A 17,607-nucleotide genomic window follows, 5' to 3' on the forward strand; every position below is an offset into this window, starting at 1 on the left:
CCCTAGGGTGGCGCGACGCCCGGGTCGAGGGGGTGGCGGCGGCCGGATACGCTTCCGACCGATGCTGACGTTCACCGAGGACCTCGCCCTCCCCGTCATCCTGCTGATGATCCTGGCCGCGTTCGCCGCGGGCTGGATCGACGCGGTGGTGGGCGGCGGCGGCCTGCTCCAACTCCCCGCCCTGCTGCTCGTGCCGGGCATCTCACCCGTGCAGGCGCTCGCGACCAACAAGCTCGCCTCGATCTTCGGGACCACGACGAGCGCGATCACCTTCTACCGGCGGGCGAGGCCGGACCTGCGGACGGCGCTGCCCATGGCGGCAGTGGCGCTGGCCGGCAGCTACGGGGGAGCGAACCTCGCGGGGCTCCTGCCCGCCTCGGTGTTCAAGCCGATCATCGTCGTCGCGCTGATCGTCGTGGCCGTGGTGACGATCGCACGGCCCGCGATGGGCGCTGTCACCGCGCTCAAGCACGCCGGGCGCCGGCACCTGGTGACCGCGGGGGTGCTCGGGCTCGTCATCGGCTTCTACGACGGGCTGATCGGACCGGGGACGGGGACGTTCCTGATCATCGCGCTGATCACGGCGCTGGGCTACGACTTCCTGCTCGCGAGCGCGAAGGCGAAGATCGTCAACGTCGCGACGAACCTCGGCGCGCTGCTGTACTTCGTGCCGGGCGGCCACGTGATCTGGGTGCTCGGGCTGTTCATGGGGCTGGCGAACGTGGCGGGCGCCTACCTCGGCTCGCGGATGGCGGTGGCGAAGGGCAGCCGGTTCATCCGGATCGCGTTCCTCGTGGTCGTCGGGGCGCTGATCGTGAAGCTCGGCTTCGACGTCTGGACGGAGAACCTGGCGCCGCTGCTGGGCTGACCGGGGGCGGGGCGGACGCAGAACATCAGCCAGGAGGGGCCGTCATCGCTGATCGCGGATGACGGCCCCTCCCGGCTGACGTTCTGCGGGCGGATCAGCCGAACGGGATCGCTCCGACCAGGACGCCGACCGCCAGCATCACCAGCGACACGATCACCGCGCGCCAGAGAACCTTGCGATGGTGGTCGCCCAGGTTGACCGCGGCGAGCGAGACCAGCAGCAGGATCGCCGGCACGAGCGGGCTCTGCAGGTGGACGGGCTGGCCGGTGATCGAGGCGCGGGCCATCTCGACGGGGTCGATGCCGTACTGCGCGGCGCTCTCGGAGAGCACCGGGAGGATGCCGTAGTAGAAGGCGTCGTTCGACATGAAGAAGGTCATCGGGATGCTCAGCACGCCCGTGATCACGGCGAGGAACGGTCCGAGCGCCGGCGGGATGACGTCGACGACCCACTCGGCCATCGCGTCGACCATGCCGGTGCCATTGAGGACGCCGATCAGCACGCCGGCCGCGAGGACCATCGAGACGACGCCGACGATGCTCGGCGCGTGCTTGACGATCTCGGACGCCTGGTCCTTCATCTTCGGGAAGTTGATCAGCAGCGCGACCGCGGAGCCGACCATGAAGACGTAGGGGAGCGGGAGGACGTCGGCGACCAGCAGGGTCATCACGGCGAGGGTCAGCACGAGGTTGACCCAGATCAGCTTCGGGCGGAGGGTCTCGCGCTCGGGGTCGAGCATGGTGTCGGCCATCGCGGTGTCCGCGTCGTCGGCCTGGACGCGGGCGGCGACGGCGACCTGGGCGCCGCGCAGCGACTCCGGGCCGCGCAGGAAGGAGAAGCGCTCGCGGGCGACGGTGCGGATGCCGCCGGTGAGGGCGGCGAGGCCGCCGGTGCGCGAGGAGCCGGAGCGGGCCGCGCCGCCGCGGGACGAGCCGGCGCCGACGAGCTCCTGCTCGAGCATCGGCTCGGCGAGGGCGAGCGAACCGAGGCGGCGGCGCTCGCCGAGTCCGAGGAACCAGGCGAAGACGAGGGTGACGGCGAGGCCGACGGCGAGCGAGGGCAGCATCGGCACGAAGATCTCGCTCGGCGAGACCTGCAGCGCCGCGGCGGCGCGCACCGTGGGGCCGCCCCAGGGGACGATGTTGAGCGTGCCGTTGGCGAGGCCGGCGACGCAGGTGAGGACCACGGGATTCATCCCGAGGCGGAGGTAGATCGGCAGCATCGCGGCGGTGGTCACGATGAAGGTGGTCGAGCCGTCACCGTCGAGCGAGACCGCGCCGGCCAGCAGGGCCGTGCCGAGGACGACCTTGGCCGGGTCGTCGCCGAGCGCGCGGACGATGAAGCGGATCAGCGGGTCGAAGAGGCCGACGTCGATCATGATGCCGAAGTACATGATCGCGAACATCAGCAGGGCGGCCGTGGGGGCGAGGCTGCCGATCGCCTCGAGGACCATGTCGCCGATGCCGAGACCGGCGCCGGCGAAGAGCCCGAAGATCGTCGGGACGACGATCAGGGCGACCATGGGCGTGAGCCGCTTGGTCATGATCAGGGCCATGAAGGCCAGGATCATCGTGAATCCGAGTACTACCAACACTGCTGACTCCTTCGTCGTCGTGCGTCCGGGATCCCGCGGCGGGCTCTCCAGGTCGTGGACACACTAGGCAGCCACCGGCGCCCGGCCCGGGTATCGCTCATAAGCGCGGGATCTGCGCATAGTGTGGGTTCTGCGCATTCTGCGCAGCCCGACCGGCCCGAAGGTCCCCACCGGCCCGACCGTCTCGACGACGAGGAGTTCGATGCGCTTCGCGACCCACGTGCTCGTGCTGCAGCTCGCGACGGTCACGGCGGCCGTCCTGGTCTGCGCGGGCCTCGTCACCGCGCTGAGCGTGCAGCAGCTGCAGGGCGAGGCGGAGGAGACGGCGCTCGCCATCGCCCGCACCGTCGCCGAGGACGCCGACGTGCGCGACGCGGTCGCCGCGTCCTCCGCCGACCCGGCCGTGCCCTCCCGGGCCGAGCTGGAGGGCGGGACACTCGAGACCGCCGCCGAGGCGATCGAGGAGCGCACGGGCGCCCTCTTCGTGGTGATCACCGACGACCGCGGCATCCGGCTGGCCCACCCCGACCCCGAGCGGCTCGGCGAGGTGGTCTCGACGAGTGCGGAGGAGGCGCTCGCCGGCCGGGAGTCGGTGTCCTGGGGCACCGGCACGCTCGGGGAGTCCGCGCGGGCGAAGGTGCCGGTCTACGGGCCGGACGGCGCGCGCGTGGTCGGCGAGGTGAGCATCGGCTTCGCCCGCTCCAGCGTCTTCGACGACCTGCCGACCGCGCTGCTGGGCGTGCTGGCGGCGGCGCTCGCCGGGCTCGTGCTCGCGGCCGTCGCCTCCGTCTTCATCCGGCGCCGGCTGCTGCGGCTCACCCTCGGGCTCGCTCCGGAGGAGCTCACCGCTCTGGTGCAGGACCAGGCCGCGGTGCTCGACGGGGTCGACGAGGGGGTGCTCGCCCTCGACCGCGACGGACGGGTCGGCGTCTGCAACGCCCGCGCCGCGGCGATCCTCGGCTCGGAGGACCCGACCGGGCGGGCGCTGCACGGCCGCGCGCTCGGCGACCTCGGGCTGCCGCAGCCGCTGGCCGACGCGATCGCCGCGGCCCTCGCCTCGACGGAGCCCTCCCGCGGGACCGGCGAGGAGGGCTTCGTCGTGCGCTCCCGCATCGTCTACGTCGACATCCGGAGGGTCACCCGCGGCGACCGCGATCTCGGCGTCGTGGTGGTGCTGCGCGACCGTACGGCGCTCGCCGCGCTCAGCCGGCGGCTCGACGCGGTCGGCGCGATGACCAACGCGCTGCGGGTGCAGCGGCACGAATTCGCCAACCGGCTGCACGTGGTGGCCGGGCTGCTCGACGCCGGCCGGACCGGCTCGGCGCGCGAGTACCTCGACGAGGTGCTGACCCGCGGGCCGCTGAAGTACCCGGTGCAGCACGCCGACCGGCTGCAGGAGCCCTACCTCCAGGCGCTGGTCGGCGCGAAGGGGATCGAGGCGGCCGAGCGCGGCGTGCTGCTGACTCTCGGCGAGGAGACGCTGGTGCGCGGGACCGTGATCGAGCCGGAGGACGTCGCGACGGTGGTCGGCAACCTGGTCGACAACGCGGTGCGCGCGGCGGTCGAGGGGAGCCGGGACGTCCGGTTCGTCGAGGTCGAGCTGCTGGACGACGGGGACGCGCTGTTCGTGACGGTCGCGGACTCGGGAGACGGCGTCGCGGATCCGGAGTCGCTCTTCGCGCGCGGGCCGGGCGCGGTGGACGAGGAAGACGACCGCGTGCACGGCCGCGGCTTCGGGCTGCCGCTCTGCCGCGAGGTCGCGGCGCGGCGCGGCGGCGAGGTCTGGCTGGCGGACGCCGGTGGCGAGTCCTCCGGGGCGGTGCTCTGCGCGCGGCTGCCGGGCGCGGTCCTGCCGCCGGAGGAGCTGCCCGACGAGTCGCCGCTCGAGGAGGAGGACCGATGACCCCGGATCAGCAGGAGCGCACCGTGCTCGTCGTCGACGACGACTTCCGGGTGGCGCAGCTGCACGCCGACCTGGTCGACACCCGGCAGGGCCTGCGGGCGCTGCCGCCGGTGCACACCGCCCGGGCGGCGCGGGCGGCGGTGCTCGAGCACGCGCCGGACCTGCTGCTGCTCGACGTGCACCTGCCGGACCAGAGCGGGATCGCGCTGCTGCGCGAGCTGGAGACGGACGCGTTCGTGGTGAGTGCCGCCTCGGACGGGGCGACGGTGCGGAAGGCCCTGCACGCGGGGGCCCTCGGCTACCTGATCAAGCCGTTCGACGCGCGCCTGCTCGGCGAGCGCCTCGACGCCTACGTGCGCTTCCGCAACGTGCTGCGCGAGGACCGGGTCGCCGACCAGGAGGCGGTGGAGCGGGCGCTGCGCATCCTGCACTCGGGCGATGCGGCGGCGACCCAGCCGTCCCGCTCCGCGACGGAGCAGCTGGTGCTGGCGCGCTTGTCCGAGTCCGGCGCCGAGCTCTCGGCCCTGGAGGTCGCGGAGCGCGCCGGCATCTCCCGCGCGACGGCGCAGCGCTACCTCTCGGGCCTCGCGGGCCGCGGCCTGGTGGAGATGACCCTCAGCTACGGGACCACCGGCCGCCCGGAGCACCGGTACCGAGCGAAGTAGCCGCACGACGAAGGCTGGGACGCACGATCCGGGGGATTCCTCCCCGGATCGGCGTCCCAGCCTCAGTTCTGCAGGTCAGTGCCCGGCTTCGACGTCCGCTCCGGCCTCGGCGGCCACGCGCTTGCGCTCCGCGGCCTCCGCGGCCATGCGGCGGCCCTTCGGGCTGACCAGTGAGGCGATGACCGTGACGGCCAGCACTCCGATGATCACGGTGAGCGAGAGGCCGGTGCCGATCTCGAAGACCTCGACGTGCTCGCCGCCGTTGATGAACGGCAGGTTGTTCTCGTGCAGCGCGTGCAGGATCAGCTTCACGCCGATGAAGGCGAGGATGGCGGCGAGGCCGTAGCTGAGGTAGACGAGGCGGTCGAGCAGGCCGTCGATCAGGAAGTAGAGCTGGCGCAGGCCGAGCAGCGAGAACGCGGTGGCGGTGAAGACCAGGAAGACGTCGCTGGTGAGACCGAAGATCGCGGGGACGCTGTCGAGGGCGAACAGGATGTCCGTGCCGCCGATCGCCGCCATCACCAGGATCATCGGCGTGAGGACCTTCTTGCCGTCGATGTGCGTGTAGAACTTGTCGCCGTCGTACTGGTCGCTCGTCTTGAAGACGCGCTTGGCGAGGCGGACCATCACGTTGTCGCCGGCGTGCTCGTCGCCGGGCTTCACCAGGTTGAAGGCGGTCAGCAGCAGGATCAGGCCGAAGAGGTAGAAGATCCAGGCGAAGGAGTTGATCAGCGCGGCGCCGAGGAAGATGAAGCCGGTGCGGGCGATCAGCGCGAAGACGATGCCGAAGAGCAGCACCTTCTGCTGGTCGGCGCGCGGCACCTTGAAGCTCGCCATGATGATGAGGAAGACGAAGAGGTTGTCGACCGACAGCGCCTTCTCCGTGATGTAGCCGGCGAAGTACTCGGAGCCCGGGGTCGGTCCGCCGAAGACGAGGACGCCGACGCCGAAGAGCACGGCGATGCCGACGTAGAGGGCCGACCAGAGCGCCGACTCCTTGAGGGTCGGCTCGTGCGCCTTGCGCACGTGGAAGAAGAAGTCGAAGAGCAGGAGCAGGACGATGAAGACGATCGTCAGGGTCCAGATCAGGGGCGACACGGTCATGTGGGGGCTGGCCTCGCTCGAGAAGGGGGATGGGGACGGTCGTGGGGGCTCCGCACGGCGGTAGAACGCTAGCGATCAGGCGGGCGGGTGAGACCGTTGTCCGACGGATCGTGAGTATCTTCTCAGTTCTTCCGCTCGTCTTCGCGCTCAGCGGCCGGAGGGCCACACTGGTCCCATGCCCGGCACCGCGGTCGACAGGACCTTCCAGGACGCCTACGGCGTGACGATCCACTGGCGCTGGTGGTCGCACCCGCGCCCGAGGGCGATCGTGCAGATCGCGCACGGCGTCGGCGAGCACTCCGGCCGCTACGTCGAGCTCGCCGAGGCGCTCGTCGCCGCGGGCTACGCCGTCGCCGCCGACGACCACCGCGGGCACGGGCGCACCGGCCTCGAGCAGCACGGCGGCGACGTCGCCGAGCTCGGCCGGCTCGGGCCGGGCGGTCTGCGCGCGGCGGAGGAGGCGATCAACCGGCTCACCCGCGAGCTCGCCGGCGAGAACTGCGGCGTCCCGATCGTCCTGCTCGGCCACTCCTGGGGCTCGCTGATGGCGCAGCGGATCGTCGACCACCGCTCCGCCGACTACGCGGCCCTCATCCTGAGCGGCACGGCCTACCGGCTGCCCGGCTACATGAACGCGGGCGATCTGGCGCGCCGGCACCGGGTGCCCGGCGGGCTCGGGCTCGAGTGGCTCTCGCGCGACCCGGCGGTCTGGCAGCTCTTCCACGACGACCCGCTGACCTTCACCACTCCGCTCGCGAAGCGGATCGGGCTGCGCGAGACGCTCCGCCTGATCGGCCGGCCCGCCCGGCGGCCCGAGCACCCGCTGCCGCTGCTGCTGGTGGTCGGCGCCGACGACACCCTCGGCGGCGAGCGCTCGGTACGGGCACTGGCGCAGGCCTACCGGCGTCGCGCGGGCTACAGAGACGTCAGCGTGCGGGTGTATCCGGAGGCGCGGCACGAGCTGTTCCAGGAGCTCAACCGCGTCGAGGTCACGGCCGACCTGGTCGGCTGGCTCGACGACCGGTTCCCGGCCGCAGGGGAGGACGTCGCTCCTCCGGCCTAGGCTGACGTCATGCATGGCGAGTACAAGGTCCCCGGTGGAAAGCTCGTGGTCGTCGACCTCGACGTGGTCGACGGGAGGTTCGCCGACTTCCGGCTCGCGGGCGACTTCTTCCTCGAGCCCGACACGGCGCTCGACGACATCGACCGCGCGGTGGTCGGGCTGCCGGCCGAGAGCGACGCGAAGACGATCGCCGCGGCCATCCGGCAGGCGCTCCCCGCCGACGCCGTGCTGCTCGGCTTCACGCCCGAGGCCGTCGCGGTGGCGATCCGGCGCTCGCTGCAGCAGGCGACCAGCTGGCGCGACTACGACTGGCGGATCGTGCACGCGAAGGCGGTCTCGCCGTCGATGCACCTCGCGCTCGACGAGGTGCTCACCGCCGCCGTGGGCGAGGGGCGCCGCGAGCCGACGCTGCGGATCTGGGAGTGGGACCAGCCCGCCGTGGTGATCGGCAGCTTCCAGTCGCTGCGCAACGAGGTCGACCTCGAGAACGCGGCGAAGTACGGCGTCGAGGTCGTCCGCCGGATCTCCGGCGGCGGCGCGATGTTCATGGAGGCCGGCAGCGTCGTCACCTACTCGCTCTACGTGCCCGGCGACCTGGTGCAGGGCCTCACCTTCGCCGACTCCTACGCCTTCCTCGACGAGTGGGCCGTCAGCGCGCTGCAGTCGCTCGGCATCGACGCGGTCTACCAGCCGCTCAACGACATCACCTCGCCCTCCGGCAAGATCGGCGGAGCGGCGCAGAAGCGGCTCGGCTCCGGCGCCGTCCTGCACCACGTGACGATGAGCTACGACATCGACGCCGAGAAGATGGTGCAGGTGCTGAGGATCGGGCGCGAGAAGCTCTCCGACAAGGGCATCGCCTCCGCGGTCAAGCGCGTCGATCCGCTGCGCAGCCAGACCGGGCTCAGCCGCGCCGAGATCATCGAGCGGATGAAGGCGACGTTCGTCCAGCTGCACGGCGGGACCGCGGGCGACCTGACGGCCGAGGAGTACGCGGAGGCCGAGGAGCTCGTGGCGTCGAAGTACTCGACGCCGGAGTGGCTGCGCCGGGTGCCGTGAGGCGGGGCGCCCTCGGGGGCGCCGGCTCCGCTCCGCTCAGCTCGCGAGGAGCTCCTGGTAGTCCGGGTGCTCGGCGATGAAGTCGGCGACGAAGGGGCAGAGTGGGACGACGTGCGCTCCCCGCTCGTGCGCGTCGTCCAGGGCCGCCTCGACCAGGCGGTCGCCGAGGCCCTCGTGCCGGTGCTCGGGCGCGATCTCGGTGTGCAGGAAGACCACGTCCTCGCCGCGGACCGCGTAGTCGGCGAGGCCGACGTTCTCGCCGTCGACCCACAGCGTGTACTGGGACCGGTCCTCGTCGTGGCGCACCTCGGAGATCATCGCGTCACTCTACGCCGGGGCCCACGGCGGCCCGGGCACCCGCCCGCCGAGGCGTGTCGGAGGGGCCGGCGCCGTGTCGGAGGGGCCCGCGCCCCCGTGACACCATTGCGGAGTGCCCAGGACGATCCAGATCGCGGACGGCGTCCCGGAGACCCGGAGCGCGGTGATCCACGCCGAGAACCTCGAGGTCCTGCCGCTGCTCGCGGACGGGTCCTTCACCGTGGTGTACCTCGATCCGCCGTTCAACACCGGCCGCGCGCAGGTGCGGACGTCGACCACCTCCGTCCGCTCGGCGACCGGGACCATCTCCGGCTTCAAGGGCCGCAGCTACGAGCGGATCCGCGGCGACCTCCTCCGCTACGACGACCGCTTCGACGACTACTGGTCCTTCCTCGAGCCGCGCCTCGCCGAGGCCTGGCGCCTGCTCGCCGACGACGGGACCCTCTACCTGCACCTCGACTACCGCGAGGCGCACTACGCGAAGGTGCTGCTGGACGCTCTGTTCGGCCGCGAGTGCTTCCTCAACGAGATCATCTGGGCCTACGACTACGGCGCCAAGGCCACCAAGCGCTGGCCCACCAAGCACGACACGATCCTCGTCTACGTGAAGGACCCGCGCGGCTACCACTTCGACTCCGCCGCCGTCGACCGCGAGCCGTACATGGCGCCCGGCCTCGTCACCCCCGAGAAGGCCGAGCGCGGCAAGCGCCCCACCGATGTCTGGTGGCACACCATCGTCTCGCCCACCGGCCGCGAGAAGACCGGCTACCCCACCCAGAAGCCCGAGGGCGTGCTCCGTCGCATCGTCCAGGCCTCCAGCCGCGAGGGCGACGCCGTCCTCGACTTCTTCGCCGGCTCCGGCACCACCGGCGCCGTCGCCCACGCCCTCGGCCGCCGCTTCGTCCTCGTCGACGAGCACGCCGACGCCATCGCCGTGATGCGCCGCCGCTTCGCCGCCCACGACCCGGAGCCGCTGTACCTCTGACGCCCGCCTCGCCACGTGGCACGGGCCCGAGCTCCCCCTCCCATAACTCAAAAGTTGCGGTAGTGGCGCGCGACTACCGCAACTTTCGAGGAGTGGGCGGCGGATCCGGCGCGGGAGGCTCCTCCACAGGGGAGTCGCGGGGGAGCGGGGCTGTGGAGAACCGGTGGGGGTGCGGAGGGCCGTGCACCATCGGGGGATGAGCGAAGCAGTCGGTCCCCTCGGAGCCTTCACCCGCGGTGCCGCGATCAAGGCCGGCTGGACGGAGGATCGGGTGCGGAGCCGCGCTCTCGCCCGTCCGTTCCACGGGGTGCGGACGCTCGTCGAGCCGCGGACCCACCTCCAGCGGGCGCAGGCGTACGTGCCGAGACTGCGTGCCGGGCAGTTCTACTCGCATCTCACCGCGGCTGTCGTCTTCGGGATCCCCGTGCCGCCGCGTGCTGCCGAGGACGATCCGGTGCACGTGTCCGTCTTCGATCCGGCTCGTCCGCCCCGGTGCCGCGGGGTGATCGGGCACGTGATCTCGGCGACCAGGGTGAGCGTGGTCGAGCGACTCGGGCTCCCCGTCACCGATGCCGCCTCGACCTGGCTGCTCCTCGGAGCGGAGCTGCCGCACAAGGAGCTGGTCACGGCGACCGATCATCTCCTGTTCGTCCCGCGGACAGCCTCGGTCGATCGTCCCTTCGCGACGAAGGAGCAGCTCGCGCTCGCGCTCGACGCCTACCACGGGCGAGGGTCACGGGCACTTCGAGCGGCGCTGGCCGTCGCGTCGGACGCCGCCGCCTCGCGACCCGAGACCGACCTGCGTCTCGCCGTCGTCGAAGCAGGTCTCCCCGCGCCGCGGGCGAACGCCCCGATCAGGGCGGGCGGTCGCCTCATCGCGATCGGCGACCTCGTCTTCGAGGAGTGGAAGGTGCTGGCCGAGTACGACGGAGCTCATCACCGCACCGGAGACGCCCAGTTCGCCCGCGACCGGCAGCGCCTGCTCGACCTCCAGCTCGCGGGCTGGATCACCGTCCCCGTCCGCGCCGAGGGCCTGACCCGCGGACGCGCGCGCACGATCGCCGAGATCCGCGCCGCCCTCCGCGCCCACGGCTGGATCGGCTGACGCCGCGCCCACCCTCCAGAAGTTGCGGTAGTCACGCGCCACTACCGCAACCTTTGAGGAGTGGCGTCGGCTGATCGCCGCTCCCGACTCGGTCACTCTCCAGAAGTTGCGGTAGTCGCGCGCCGCTACCGCAACTTCTGTGGAGTCGGGGAGGCCTCAGCCCGCCGCGCCACCGCCCCCTCCCGCCGCACGCCCCGCACCGGTTCGGCCGGTCGCCGCTCCAGACTCGGTCATCCTCCAGAAGTTGCGGTAGTCGCGCGCCACTACCGCAACTTTTGAGGAGTGGGGAGGCGCGGCCACGCGCACCCCACGGCCGGGCCGGCTGCTCGCGGCTCCCGGCTCGGCGACTCCTCGAAAGTTGCGGTAGTCATGTGCGACTACCGCAATTTTTGAGGAATGGGAGGGGGCGGGCGGGAGGGCGGGGGCTCGCGGCGCGGGGAGGTGCGCCGTCCGCGGTCAGGAGCTCGCGCGGACGATCAGCTCGGTGGGCATCAAGGTGCGGTGCTCGACGTCGGCGCCCTCGATGCGGGCGGTCAGCAGCTCGGCCATGCGGGCGCCGAGCTCGACGGGGACCTGGCGGACGGTGCTGAGGGCGGGCACGGCGGAGCGGGCGAAGATGTCGTCGTCGAAGCCGACGACGGCGACGTCCTCGGGGACGCGCCGGCCGGCCTCGCGCAGCGCGGCGTAGGCGCCGACGGCCATCTGGTCGTTCGCGGCGAAGAGCCCGTCGATCGCGGGCTCGCGCTCGAGGAGGCGGCGCATCGCCTCCGTCCCGCTCTCGGGCGAGAAGTCGCCCCACTCGACCAGGGAGTCGTCGAGCCCCGCGTCGGTGAGGGCGCTGCGCCAGCCGATCAGGCGGTCGACGCCCGGCGGCATGTCGGCGGGGCCGGCGATGGTCGCGATGCGGCGGCGGCCGCCCGCGATCAGGTGCGCGGTCGCGACGGCGGCCCCGTCGGCGTTGTCGACGTCGACGAAGTAGGAGTCGCGCTCGTCCGGCGAGAGCGGCCGGCCGCCGAAGACGATCGGCAGCGAGTTCGACAGCGCGGCGTAGGAGTGGTCGCCGGAGTGGTGCGAGACGACCAGGGCGCCGTCGACGTTGCCGCCGAGGAGGTAGCGCCGGGTCTTCTCGCCGCTGGTCTCCGAGGCGATCAGCATCGAGAGCGTGTAGTCGGTGTCGGCGAGGCGCATCGCGGCGCCCTGCACGATCGCGGCGAAGAACGGGTCGGCGAAGACGCGCGCGGTCGACTCCGGCACGATCAGCGCGATCGACTGCGTGCGGCGGGAGGCGAGCATCCGCGCAGCCCGGTTGGGCACGTAGTCGAGCTCGGCGATGGCCTTCTGCACGGCGGCGACGATCTCGGCGGCGACCTGCGGCGCGTTGTTGACCACCCGCGAGACCGTGGCGCGCGAGACCCCGGCCCGCGCGGCGACGGCCTCGAGCGTCGGCGAGCGCCCGCCTCCCCTGATCCCCTCGGACACGGTCTAGTCCAGCGCCTCGGCCGCGGTGCCGCCGATGAGCCGCGAGTAGACGAGTCCCGAGTCCTTGATCAGCCGCTCCTGGCTCGAGTAGTCGACGCGGACGATGCCGAAGCGCTTCTCGTAGCCCCAGGCCCACTCGTAGTTGTCGAGCAGCGACCAGACGAAGTAGCCGCGGACGTCGGCGCCCTGGTCGATCGCGTCGGCGACCTTCTCGACGTGGTCGAGCACGTACTGCGTGCGGTCGACGTCGTGCACGCGGCCGTCCTCGACGACGTCGTCGTAGGCGGCGCCGTTCTCGGTGACGTAGAGCGGCGGCAGGTTCTCGTACTCCAGGCCCAGCCGGGTGAGCAGGTAGCGCAGCCCGTCGGGGTGCACCTCCCAGTCCATCGCGGTCCGGGGGAGGCCGCGCGAGGGGAAGGTGATCGACTCCGAGCCGACCCACGGCGAGCCGACCTCGCGCTCGGTGGCCTGGGCGAAGTCCTCGGCGCCGGCCGGCAGCGGGTGCCCGGAGACGTTGTCGTCGTGGTAGTGGTTCACGCCGAGGAAGTCGAGCGGCTGCGCGATCGTCGCCAGGTCACCGTCCTGGATCAGCTCGTCCAGGCCCAGGCCCGCGACGTCCTCGAGCAGGTCCTCGGGGTACTCGCCGAGCAGCAGCGGGTCGAGGAAGATGCGGTTCTGCAGCGCGTCGAAGCGGCGCGCGGCGTCGAGGTCGACCTCGTCCTCCGGGTCGTCGGGCACCGCATTGGAGAGGTTCAGCGTGATGCCGAGGTTCTGCGCGCCGAGCTCGCGCAGGGCCGAGACGGCGAGGCCGTGCGCGAGGTGGGTGTGGTGCACGGCGGCGAGGGCGGCCTGCTGCGAGATGACACCCGGCGCGTGGATCCCGGCGCCGTAGGAGAGCAGGGTCGAGCAGAACGGCTCGTTGAAGGTGGTCCAGTGCGCCACCCGGTCGCCGAGGCGCGCGTGCACGGCCTCGGCGTAGTCCCGGAAGCGCTCGGCGGTGTCGCGGTTCGTCCAGCCGCCCGTCTCCTCGAGGGCCTGCGGGAGGTCCCAGTGGTAGAGGGTCAGCCAGGGCAGGACGCCGGCTCCGAGCAGCTCGTCGACGAGGCGCGAGTAGAAGTCGAGTCCCTCGTCGTTCACGGCGCGGTCGCCGGGCTTCACCCGCGACCAGCTGACCGAGAAGCGGTAGGAGTCGAGGCCGAGGCGCTTCATCAGCTGCACGTCGGCGGGCATGCGGTGGTAGTGGTCGACGGCGACCTCGGGGGTGTCACCGTTCGCGACGGCACCGGGGACGCGGGAGAAGGCGTCCCAGATGCTGTCCTCCTTGCCGCCCTCGTGGCCGGCGCCCTCGATCTGCGCGGCGGCGGTGGCGGAGCCCCAGAGGAATCCGGCGGGCCAGTCGCGCGCGGCGAGGCGCTCGGCCAGGGCGATCTGCTCCGGCAGGGTCGGCGAGGCGGGGGAGGGGGGAACGGTCACTGCGGACTCCTTCGGCGGCTGTCCCGTCATCCTACGACCATCCCGGTGGAGCGCTCTCTCACCGCGCTGGCGGGGTGGGCGGTGGGCAAGGCGGCACGGCGGGCGGAGGCACGGCTCCGGGAACGCCGACGGCCCGGCACGCCGAGGCGTCCGGGCCGTCGAGGGTCGCGGGGGGTCGACCGGGCACAGTGCTCAGCCGCGTCGGTCGCCGTCCTCCGTGCGCCGGGGCGCCGTGGCGACGGAGTCGGTCCGCACGTCGGGCTCGATGCTCCCGGCGGCGAGATCGGCACCGGCGCGGGCAGCCATCTGCGGGTCGGTGCGGCGCAGCCCGGCCGCGGCGTCCTCGTTCGCGAGGTCGTGCGCCTCCTGCATGGCCGACTTCGCCCGCAGCGGCGGGGTCTTCAGGAACCAGGAGAGCACGAAGGCGAGCAGGACCACGCCGAGCGCGACCTGGAACACGGTGACCGTCGCGTCGTTGAAGCCGGTGAGGAACGGCGCCGAGAGCGCGTCGTTCGCCGTGTTCAGGAACGAGGTGTCGCCGTCGAGCGCCGAGCCGATCGCGGCGGTGTCCTGCGACTGCAGCAGCTTCAGGATGCCGGCGTTGGCCGGGTCGGCCGCGATGGTCGGGTCCGAGGCGGCGGCCTGCAGGTTCGCGGCGATCGTCGGGTTCTTGAACGCGGCGGCGATCGTCTCGGGGATGCGGCTGAACAGCACCGAGAAGATGACCGCGGTGCCCAGCGTGCCGCCGATCTGACGGAAGAACGTCGAGGCGCTGGTCGCGACACCCATGTTCGCGGTGTCGACGGAGTTCTGCGAGGCGAGGGTCAGCGTCTGCATCATCTGGCCGAGGCCGAGGCCGAGCAGCAGCATGCCGCCCATCACGAAGATCACCGGCTTGTCGATCGAGACGAAGGACAGGTAGAAGAACGCCGCCGACATCAGGAAGGTGCCGAGGATGGGGAAGGCGCGGTAGCGGCCGGTGCGGGAGATGATCTGGCCCGAGACGATCGAGGCGATCATCAGGCCGAGGATCATCGGCAGCATCAGGAAGCCGGACTCGGTCGGCGTCGCACCGTTGACGAGCTGCAGGTAGAGCGGGAGCGCCATCATGCCGCCGAACATGCCGAAGCCGACGAGCACGCCCAGGACGGTCGCCATCGAGAAGGTCGGCGAGCGGAAGAGCTTGAGCGGGATGAGCGCGTCGTCGCCCATCATCCGCTCCGCGGCGATGAAGCCGACGATGCCGAGCACGCCGACGACGTAGCAGACCCAGGCGATCGGCGAGCCCCAGCCCCACTCGCGGCCCTGCTCGGCGACGAGGAGGAGCGGAACGGCGGCGACGATGACGAGCGCGGCGCCCCACCAGTCGATCCGGACGGAGCGGCGGGCGGCGGGCTTGGGCAGGTGCAGGAAGCGCACCACGATGAAGAGCGCGACGGCGCCGATCGGCAGGTTGATCAGGAAGACCCAGCGCCAGCCGGTGATGAAGAGGATCTCGGGGGTGCCGGCGAGGAGCCCGCCGATCAGCGGACCGACGACGCTCGAGATGCCGAAGACGGCGAGGAAGTAGCCCTGGTACTTGGCGCGCTCGCGCGGCGGGAGGATGTCGCCCATCACCGTGAGGGCCAGCGACATCAGTCCGCCGGCGCCGAGGCCCTGCACCGCGCGGAAGCCGGCGAGGCCGAGCATCGAGGTCGCGAAGCCGGCCAGGAGGGAGCCGATCAGGAACAGGACGATGGCGATCAGGTAGAGCGGGCGGCGGCCGAAGATGTCGGAGAGCTTGCCGTAGATCGGCGTCGCGATCGTCGAGACGATCAGGTACGCGGTGGTGACCCAGGCCTGCTGCGAGAGGCCGTCGAGGTCGTCGGCGATGGTGCGCATCGAGGTGCCGACGATGGTCTGGTCGAGCGAGGACAGGAACATCCCCGCCATCAGGCCGAAGATCACGAAGAGGATCTGGCGGTGCGTCATGATCGCGCCCGACGGGGAGGCGGCGGTCGCGGGCGGGCGGGCGGAATCGGTCACGGGGGTCCCCTTGTCTGGCGGACGCCGCCAGGGCACGGCGGACCGCCGCAAACGTTGCGTGCTGCGCAAAGTTACACCGCGTGCGAGCTCACCGGCACTGCTTCCGGCGAGCCTGTGGAGGATCTCAGAGGGCGCCGCCCGATCCGGGGTCCGAGGTCGTCGATCAGGGTCCGGGAAGGCTGTCGATCCGGGCGGGGGAGCGCCCCCGATCAAGGGTCGGAAGCGCCGGCGATCGAGGGTCCGAAGCACCGGCGACCGAGGGGCCGGGAGCGCCGCCGATCAGCTGTGCAGCGGCACCCCCGCCTCGGCCCAGCCGGCCTCGCGGAGCGCCGCCCGCGCCTCCGCCCGCGCCGAGTACGGCGTCCGCACGCCCTCGATGTCGCGGTAGTTCTGGTGCCCGGGTCCCGCCCAGAGGATCGAGTCGCCCTCGTGCGCCAGCGACACCGCGACGCGGATCGCGCGCTTGGGGTCGTCCACCTCGTGGATCTCGCCGTCGGGACGCGCCGCCCGGGCCGCCGCCAGCAGCGTGGCGCGGATCGACGCCGGGTCCTCGAAGCGCGGGTGGTGGTCGGTGATCACGAGCACGTCGCTACCCGAGACCGCCGCCTCGGCCATCGCCGGCCGCTTGAGGGCGTCGCGGTCGCCGTCGGCGCCGAAGACCATGATCACGCGGCCGGGGGTGACCTCGCGGACCGCCTCGAGCGTGCGGGCGAAGGCGTCGGCGCTGTGACCGAAGTCGACGTAGACGGTGGGGCCGCGCTCGCCCGAGACGCGCTCGGTGCGGCCGGGGAGCGAGACGTCGAGGCCGCCGTCGCGGTGCAGGGCGGCGCGGATCTCGCCGATCGGCCGGCCCGCCTCGATCAGCATCACGATCGCCAGTGCGGCGTTGGCCGCCATGTGCGAGCCGATGATCGGGACGGAGGTGGTGATCGCCCGGTTCTCCCGGTTCTCGACGCGGAAGTGGGTGCGGCCGAACTCCTGCTCGAGGATGCTCACCCGCCAGTCGGCGTCGACGTCGGGGAGCGAGGTGATCGTGGTGACGGGCACGCCCGCCTCCGCCACGACCCGGTGCCCGGCGGGCGAGTCGAGCGAGACGACCGCGCGGCGGGAGCGGTCGGGCTGGAACAGCTGCACCTTCTGGGCGAAGTAGGTGTCCATGTCGCCGTAGTCGTCGAGGTGGTCGTGGCTGAGGTTCGTGAACGCCGCGACGTCGAAGACGACGCCGTCGACGCGGTGCCGGGTGAGGGCCTGCGCGCTGACCTCGATCGCCGCGGCGCCGACGCCCTCCTCCTGCATGCGCGCGATCAGGGCGTGCAGCTCGGTGGCCTCGGGAGTGGTCAGCCCGCTCGTGACCGAGGTGTCGCCGATGTGGCGCTCCGCCGTGGAGCTCAGGCCCGGCACGACACCGAACTGGCGGAGCATCCCCTCGAGCATGTGCACCGTCGAGGTCTTGCCGTTGGTCCCGGTCACGCCGAGGAGCAGGGGAGCGCGCTCGGTGGTCGCATAGACGACGGCGGCGACGGCGCCGAGGCGGGCGCGCGGGTCGTCGACGACCAGCACGGGCAGACCGGTGGCGCGCGAGGCGGACTCGCCGGCCGGATCGGTGAGGACGCCGACGGCGCCGCGCTCGGCGGCCTCCGCGACGAAGTCGGAGCCGTGGCGGTGGACGCCGGCGAGGGCGACGAAGAGGTCGCCCGGCTCGACGTCCGAGGCGGTGAGCGTGATCCCGGTCACCTCGACGGGCGGGACGTCGCCGTCGGGCAGCTCGATCGCGCGGGCGAGGGCGGGGAGGGGGACTGCTCGGACGTGCAGGGGGCGCAGCATGGGGTCCTCTCGTCATCGGGACCGGTGGGCGGCTCATCCGAGGGGGCGGATGCGCGCGGTCGCCGAGGCTGTCACTCAAGCTAGGGGGTCTGCTTATGTGAATCCTTTGAGGATATTCGACTCCCTCGTGGAGGAGCAGTGC

14 protein-coding genes are annotated in these 17,607 nt (G+C 72.2%); 7 read left to right on the forward strand and 7 right to left on the reverse strand.

Annotation, left to right across the window (positions count from 1 at the left end):
- Positions 1-61: 61 nt before the first annotated feature.
- On the forward strand, positions 62-868 hold the full coding sequence (locus EDF17_RS02185; protein ID WP_123444970.1) for a TSUP family transporter: 807 nt from the start codon (positions 62-64) through the stop codon (positions 866-868).
- Positions 869-962: 94 nt separating this feature from the next.
- On the opposite strand, the gene EDF17_RS02190 is transcribed toward EDF17_RS02185, so the two are convergent.
- Entirely contained in the window at positions 963-2,438 is a 1,476-nt protein-coding gene (locus tag EDF17_RS02190; protein WP_123444971.1) for a CitMHS family transporter, read from the reverse strand.
- A gap of 226 nt (positions 2,439-2,664) precedes the next feature.
- On the opposite strand from EDF17_RS02190, the gene EDF17_RS02195 reads away from it, so the two are divergent.
- Both EDF17_RS02195 and EDF17_RS02200 read left to right on the forward strand, forming a co-directional pair.
- A complete protein-coding gene (locus EDF17_RS02195) occupies positions 2,665-4,365 on the forward strand; it encodes a sensor histidine kinase (RefSeq protein WP_123444972.1) in 1,701 nt (566 codons plus the stop codon).
- A complete protein-coding gene (locus EDF17_RS02200; RefSeq protein WP_123444973.1) occupies positions 4,362-5,030 on the forward strand; it encodes a response regulator in 669 nt (222 codons plus the stop codon). The genes EDF17_RS02195 and EDF17_RS02200 overlap by 4 nt, the downstream gene beginning before the upstream one ends.
- Positions 5,031-5,105: 75 nt before the next feature.
- Here EDF17_RS02200 and EDF17_RS02205 read toward each other — a convergent pair whose 3' ends face one another.
- Positions 5,106-6,134, reverse strand: coding sequence for a TerC family protein (locus EDF17_RS02205; RefSeq protein ID WP_123444974.1), 1,029 nt, complete (start codon positions 6,132-6,134; stop codon positions 5,106-5,108).
- A 175-nt stretch (positions 6,135-6,309) separates the two neighbouring features.
- Here EDF17_RS02205 and EDF17_RS02210 point away from each other — a divergent pair, with 175 nt between their 5' ends.
- Complete coding sequence (locus tag EDF17_RS02210; RefSeq protein ID WP_123444975.1) at positions 6,310-7,197, forward strand: alpha/beta fold hydrolase; 888 nt, start codon at positions 6,310-6,312, stop codon at positions 7,195-7,197.
- Positions 7,198-7,206: 9 nt separating this feature from the next.
- Positions 7,207-8,256 (forward strand): biotin/lipoate A/B protein ligase family protein, encoded by a 1,050-nt coding sequence (locus EDF17_RS02215; RefSeq protein ID WP_123444976.1) that lies wholly within the window; start codon positions 7,207-7,209, stop codon positions 8,254-8,256.
- Between the two features lie 36 nt (positions 8,257-8,292).
- Here EDF17_RS02215 and EDF17_RS02220 read toward each other — a convergent pair whose 3' ends face one another.
- A complete protein-coding gene (locus tag EDF17_RS02220; protein WP_123444977.1) occupies positions 8,293-8,574 on the reverse strand; it encodes a GNAT family N-acetyltransferase in 282 nt (93 codons plus the stop codon).
- A gap of 112 nt (positions 8,575-8,686) precedes the next feature.
- Between EDF17_RS02220 and EDF17_RS02225 the strand changes: the two genes are divergently transcribed.
- The gene (locus tag EDF17_RS02225) at positions 8,687-9,559 is read left to right on the forward strand and encodes a site-specific DNA-methyltransferase (RefSeq protein ID WP_123444978.1); all 873 of its coding nucleotides are present in this window, start codon (positions 8,687-8,689) and stop codon (positions 9,557-9,559) included.
- Positions 9,560-9,755: 196 nt separating this feature from the next.
- Positions 9,756-10,664, forward strand: coding sequence for a hypothetical protein (locus EDF17_RS02230; RefSeq protein ID WP_123444979.1), 909 nt, complete (start codon positions 9,756-9,758; stop codon positions 10,662-10,664).
- A gap of 456 nt (positions 10,665-11,120) precedes the next feature.
- Here the strand turns inward: EDF17_RS02230 and EDF17_RS02235 are convergent, their stop codons facing one another.
- The 4 genes from EDF17_RS02235 to EDF17_RS02250 all read right to left on the reverse strand — a co-directional run bounded on the left by EDF17_RS02235 (position 11,121) and on the right by EDF17_RS02250 (position 17,465).
- Positions 11,121-12,143, reverse strand: a complete 1,023-nt coding sequence (locus tag EDF17_RS02235) for a LacI family DNA-binding transcriptional regulator (RefSeq protein ID WP_123444980.1) — start codon at positions 12,141-12,143, stop codon at positions 11,121-11,123.
- 3 nt (positions 12,144-12,146) lie between these two features.
- The gene (locus EDF17_RS02240) at positions 12,147-13,565 is read right to left on the reverse strand and encodes a GH1 family beta-glucosidase (RefSeq protein WP_243732779.1); all 1,419 of its coding nucleotides are present in this window, start codon (positions 13,563-13,565) and stop codon (positions 12,147-12,149) included.
- Positions 13,566-13,808: 243 nt separating this feature from the next.
- Positions 13,809-15,587 (reverse strand): MDR family MFS transporter, encoded by a 1,779-nt coding sequence (locus EDF17_RS02245; protein ID WP_123445359.1) that lies wholly within the window; start codon positions 15,585-15,587, stop codon positions 13,809-13,811.
- 333 nt (positions 15,588-15,920) lie between these two features.
- A complete protein-coding gene (locus EDF17_RS02250) occupies positions 15,921-17,465 on the reverse strand; it encodes a UDP-N-acetylmuramoyl-L-alanyl-D-glutamate--2,6-diaminopimelate ligase (RefSeq protein WP_123444982.1) in 1,545 nt (514 codons plus the stop codon).
- Positions 17,466-17,607: the final 142 nt, after the last annotated feature.

Origin of the sequence: Rathayibacter sp. PhB1, from assembly GCF_004362935.1 — a bacterium.
Taxonomy (GTDB): domain Bacteria; phylum Actinomycetota; class Actinomycetes; order Actinomycetales; family Microbacteriaceae; genus Rathayibacter; species Rathayibacter festucae.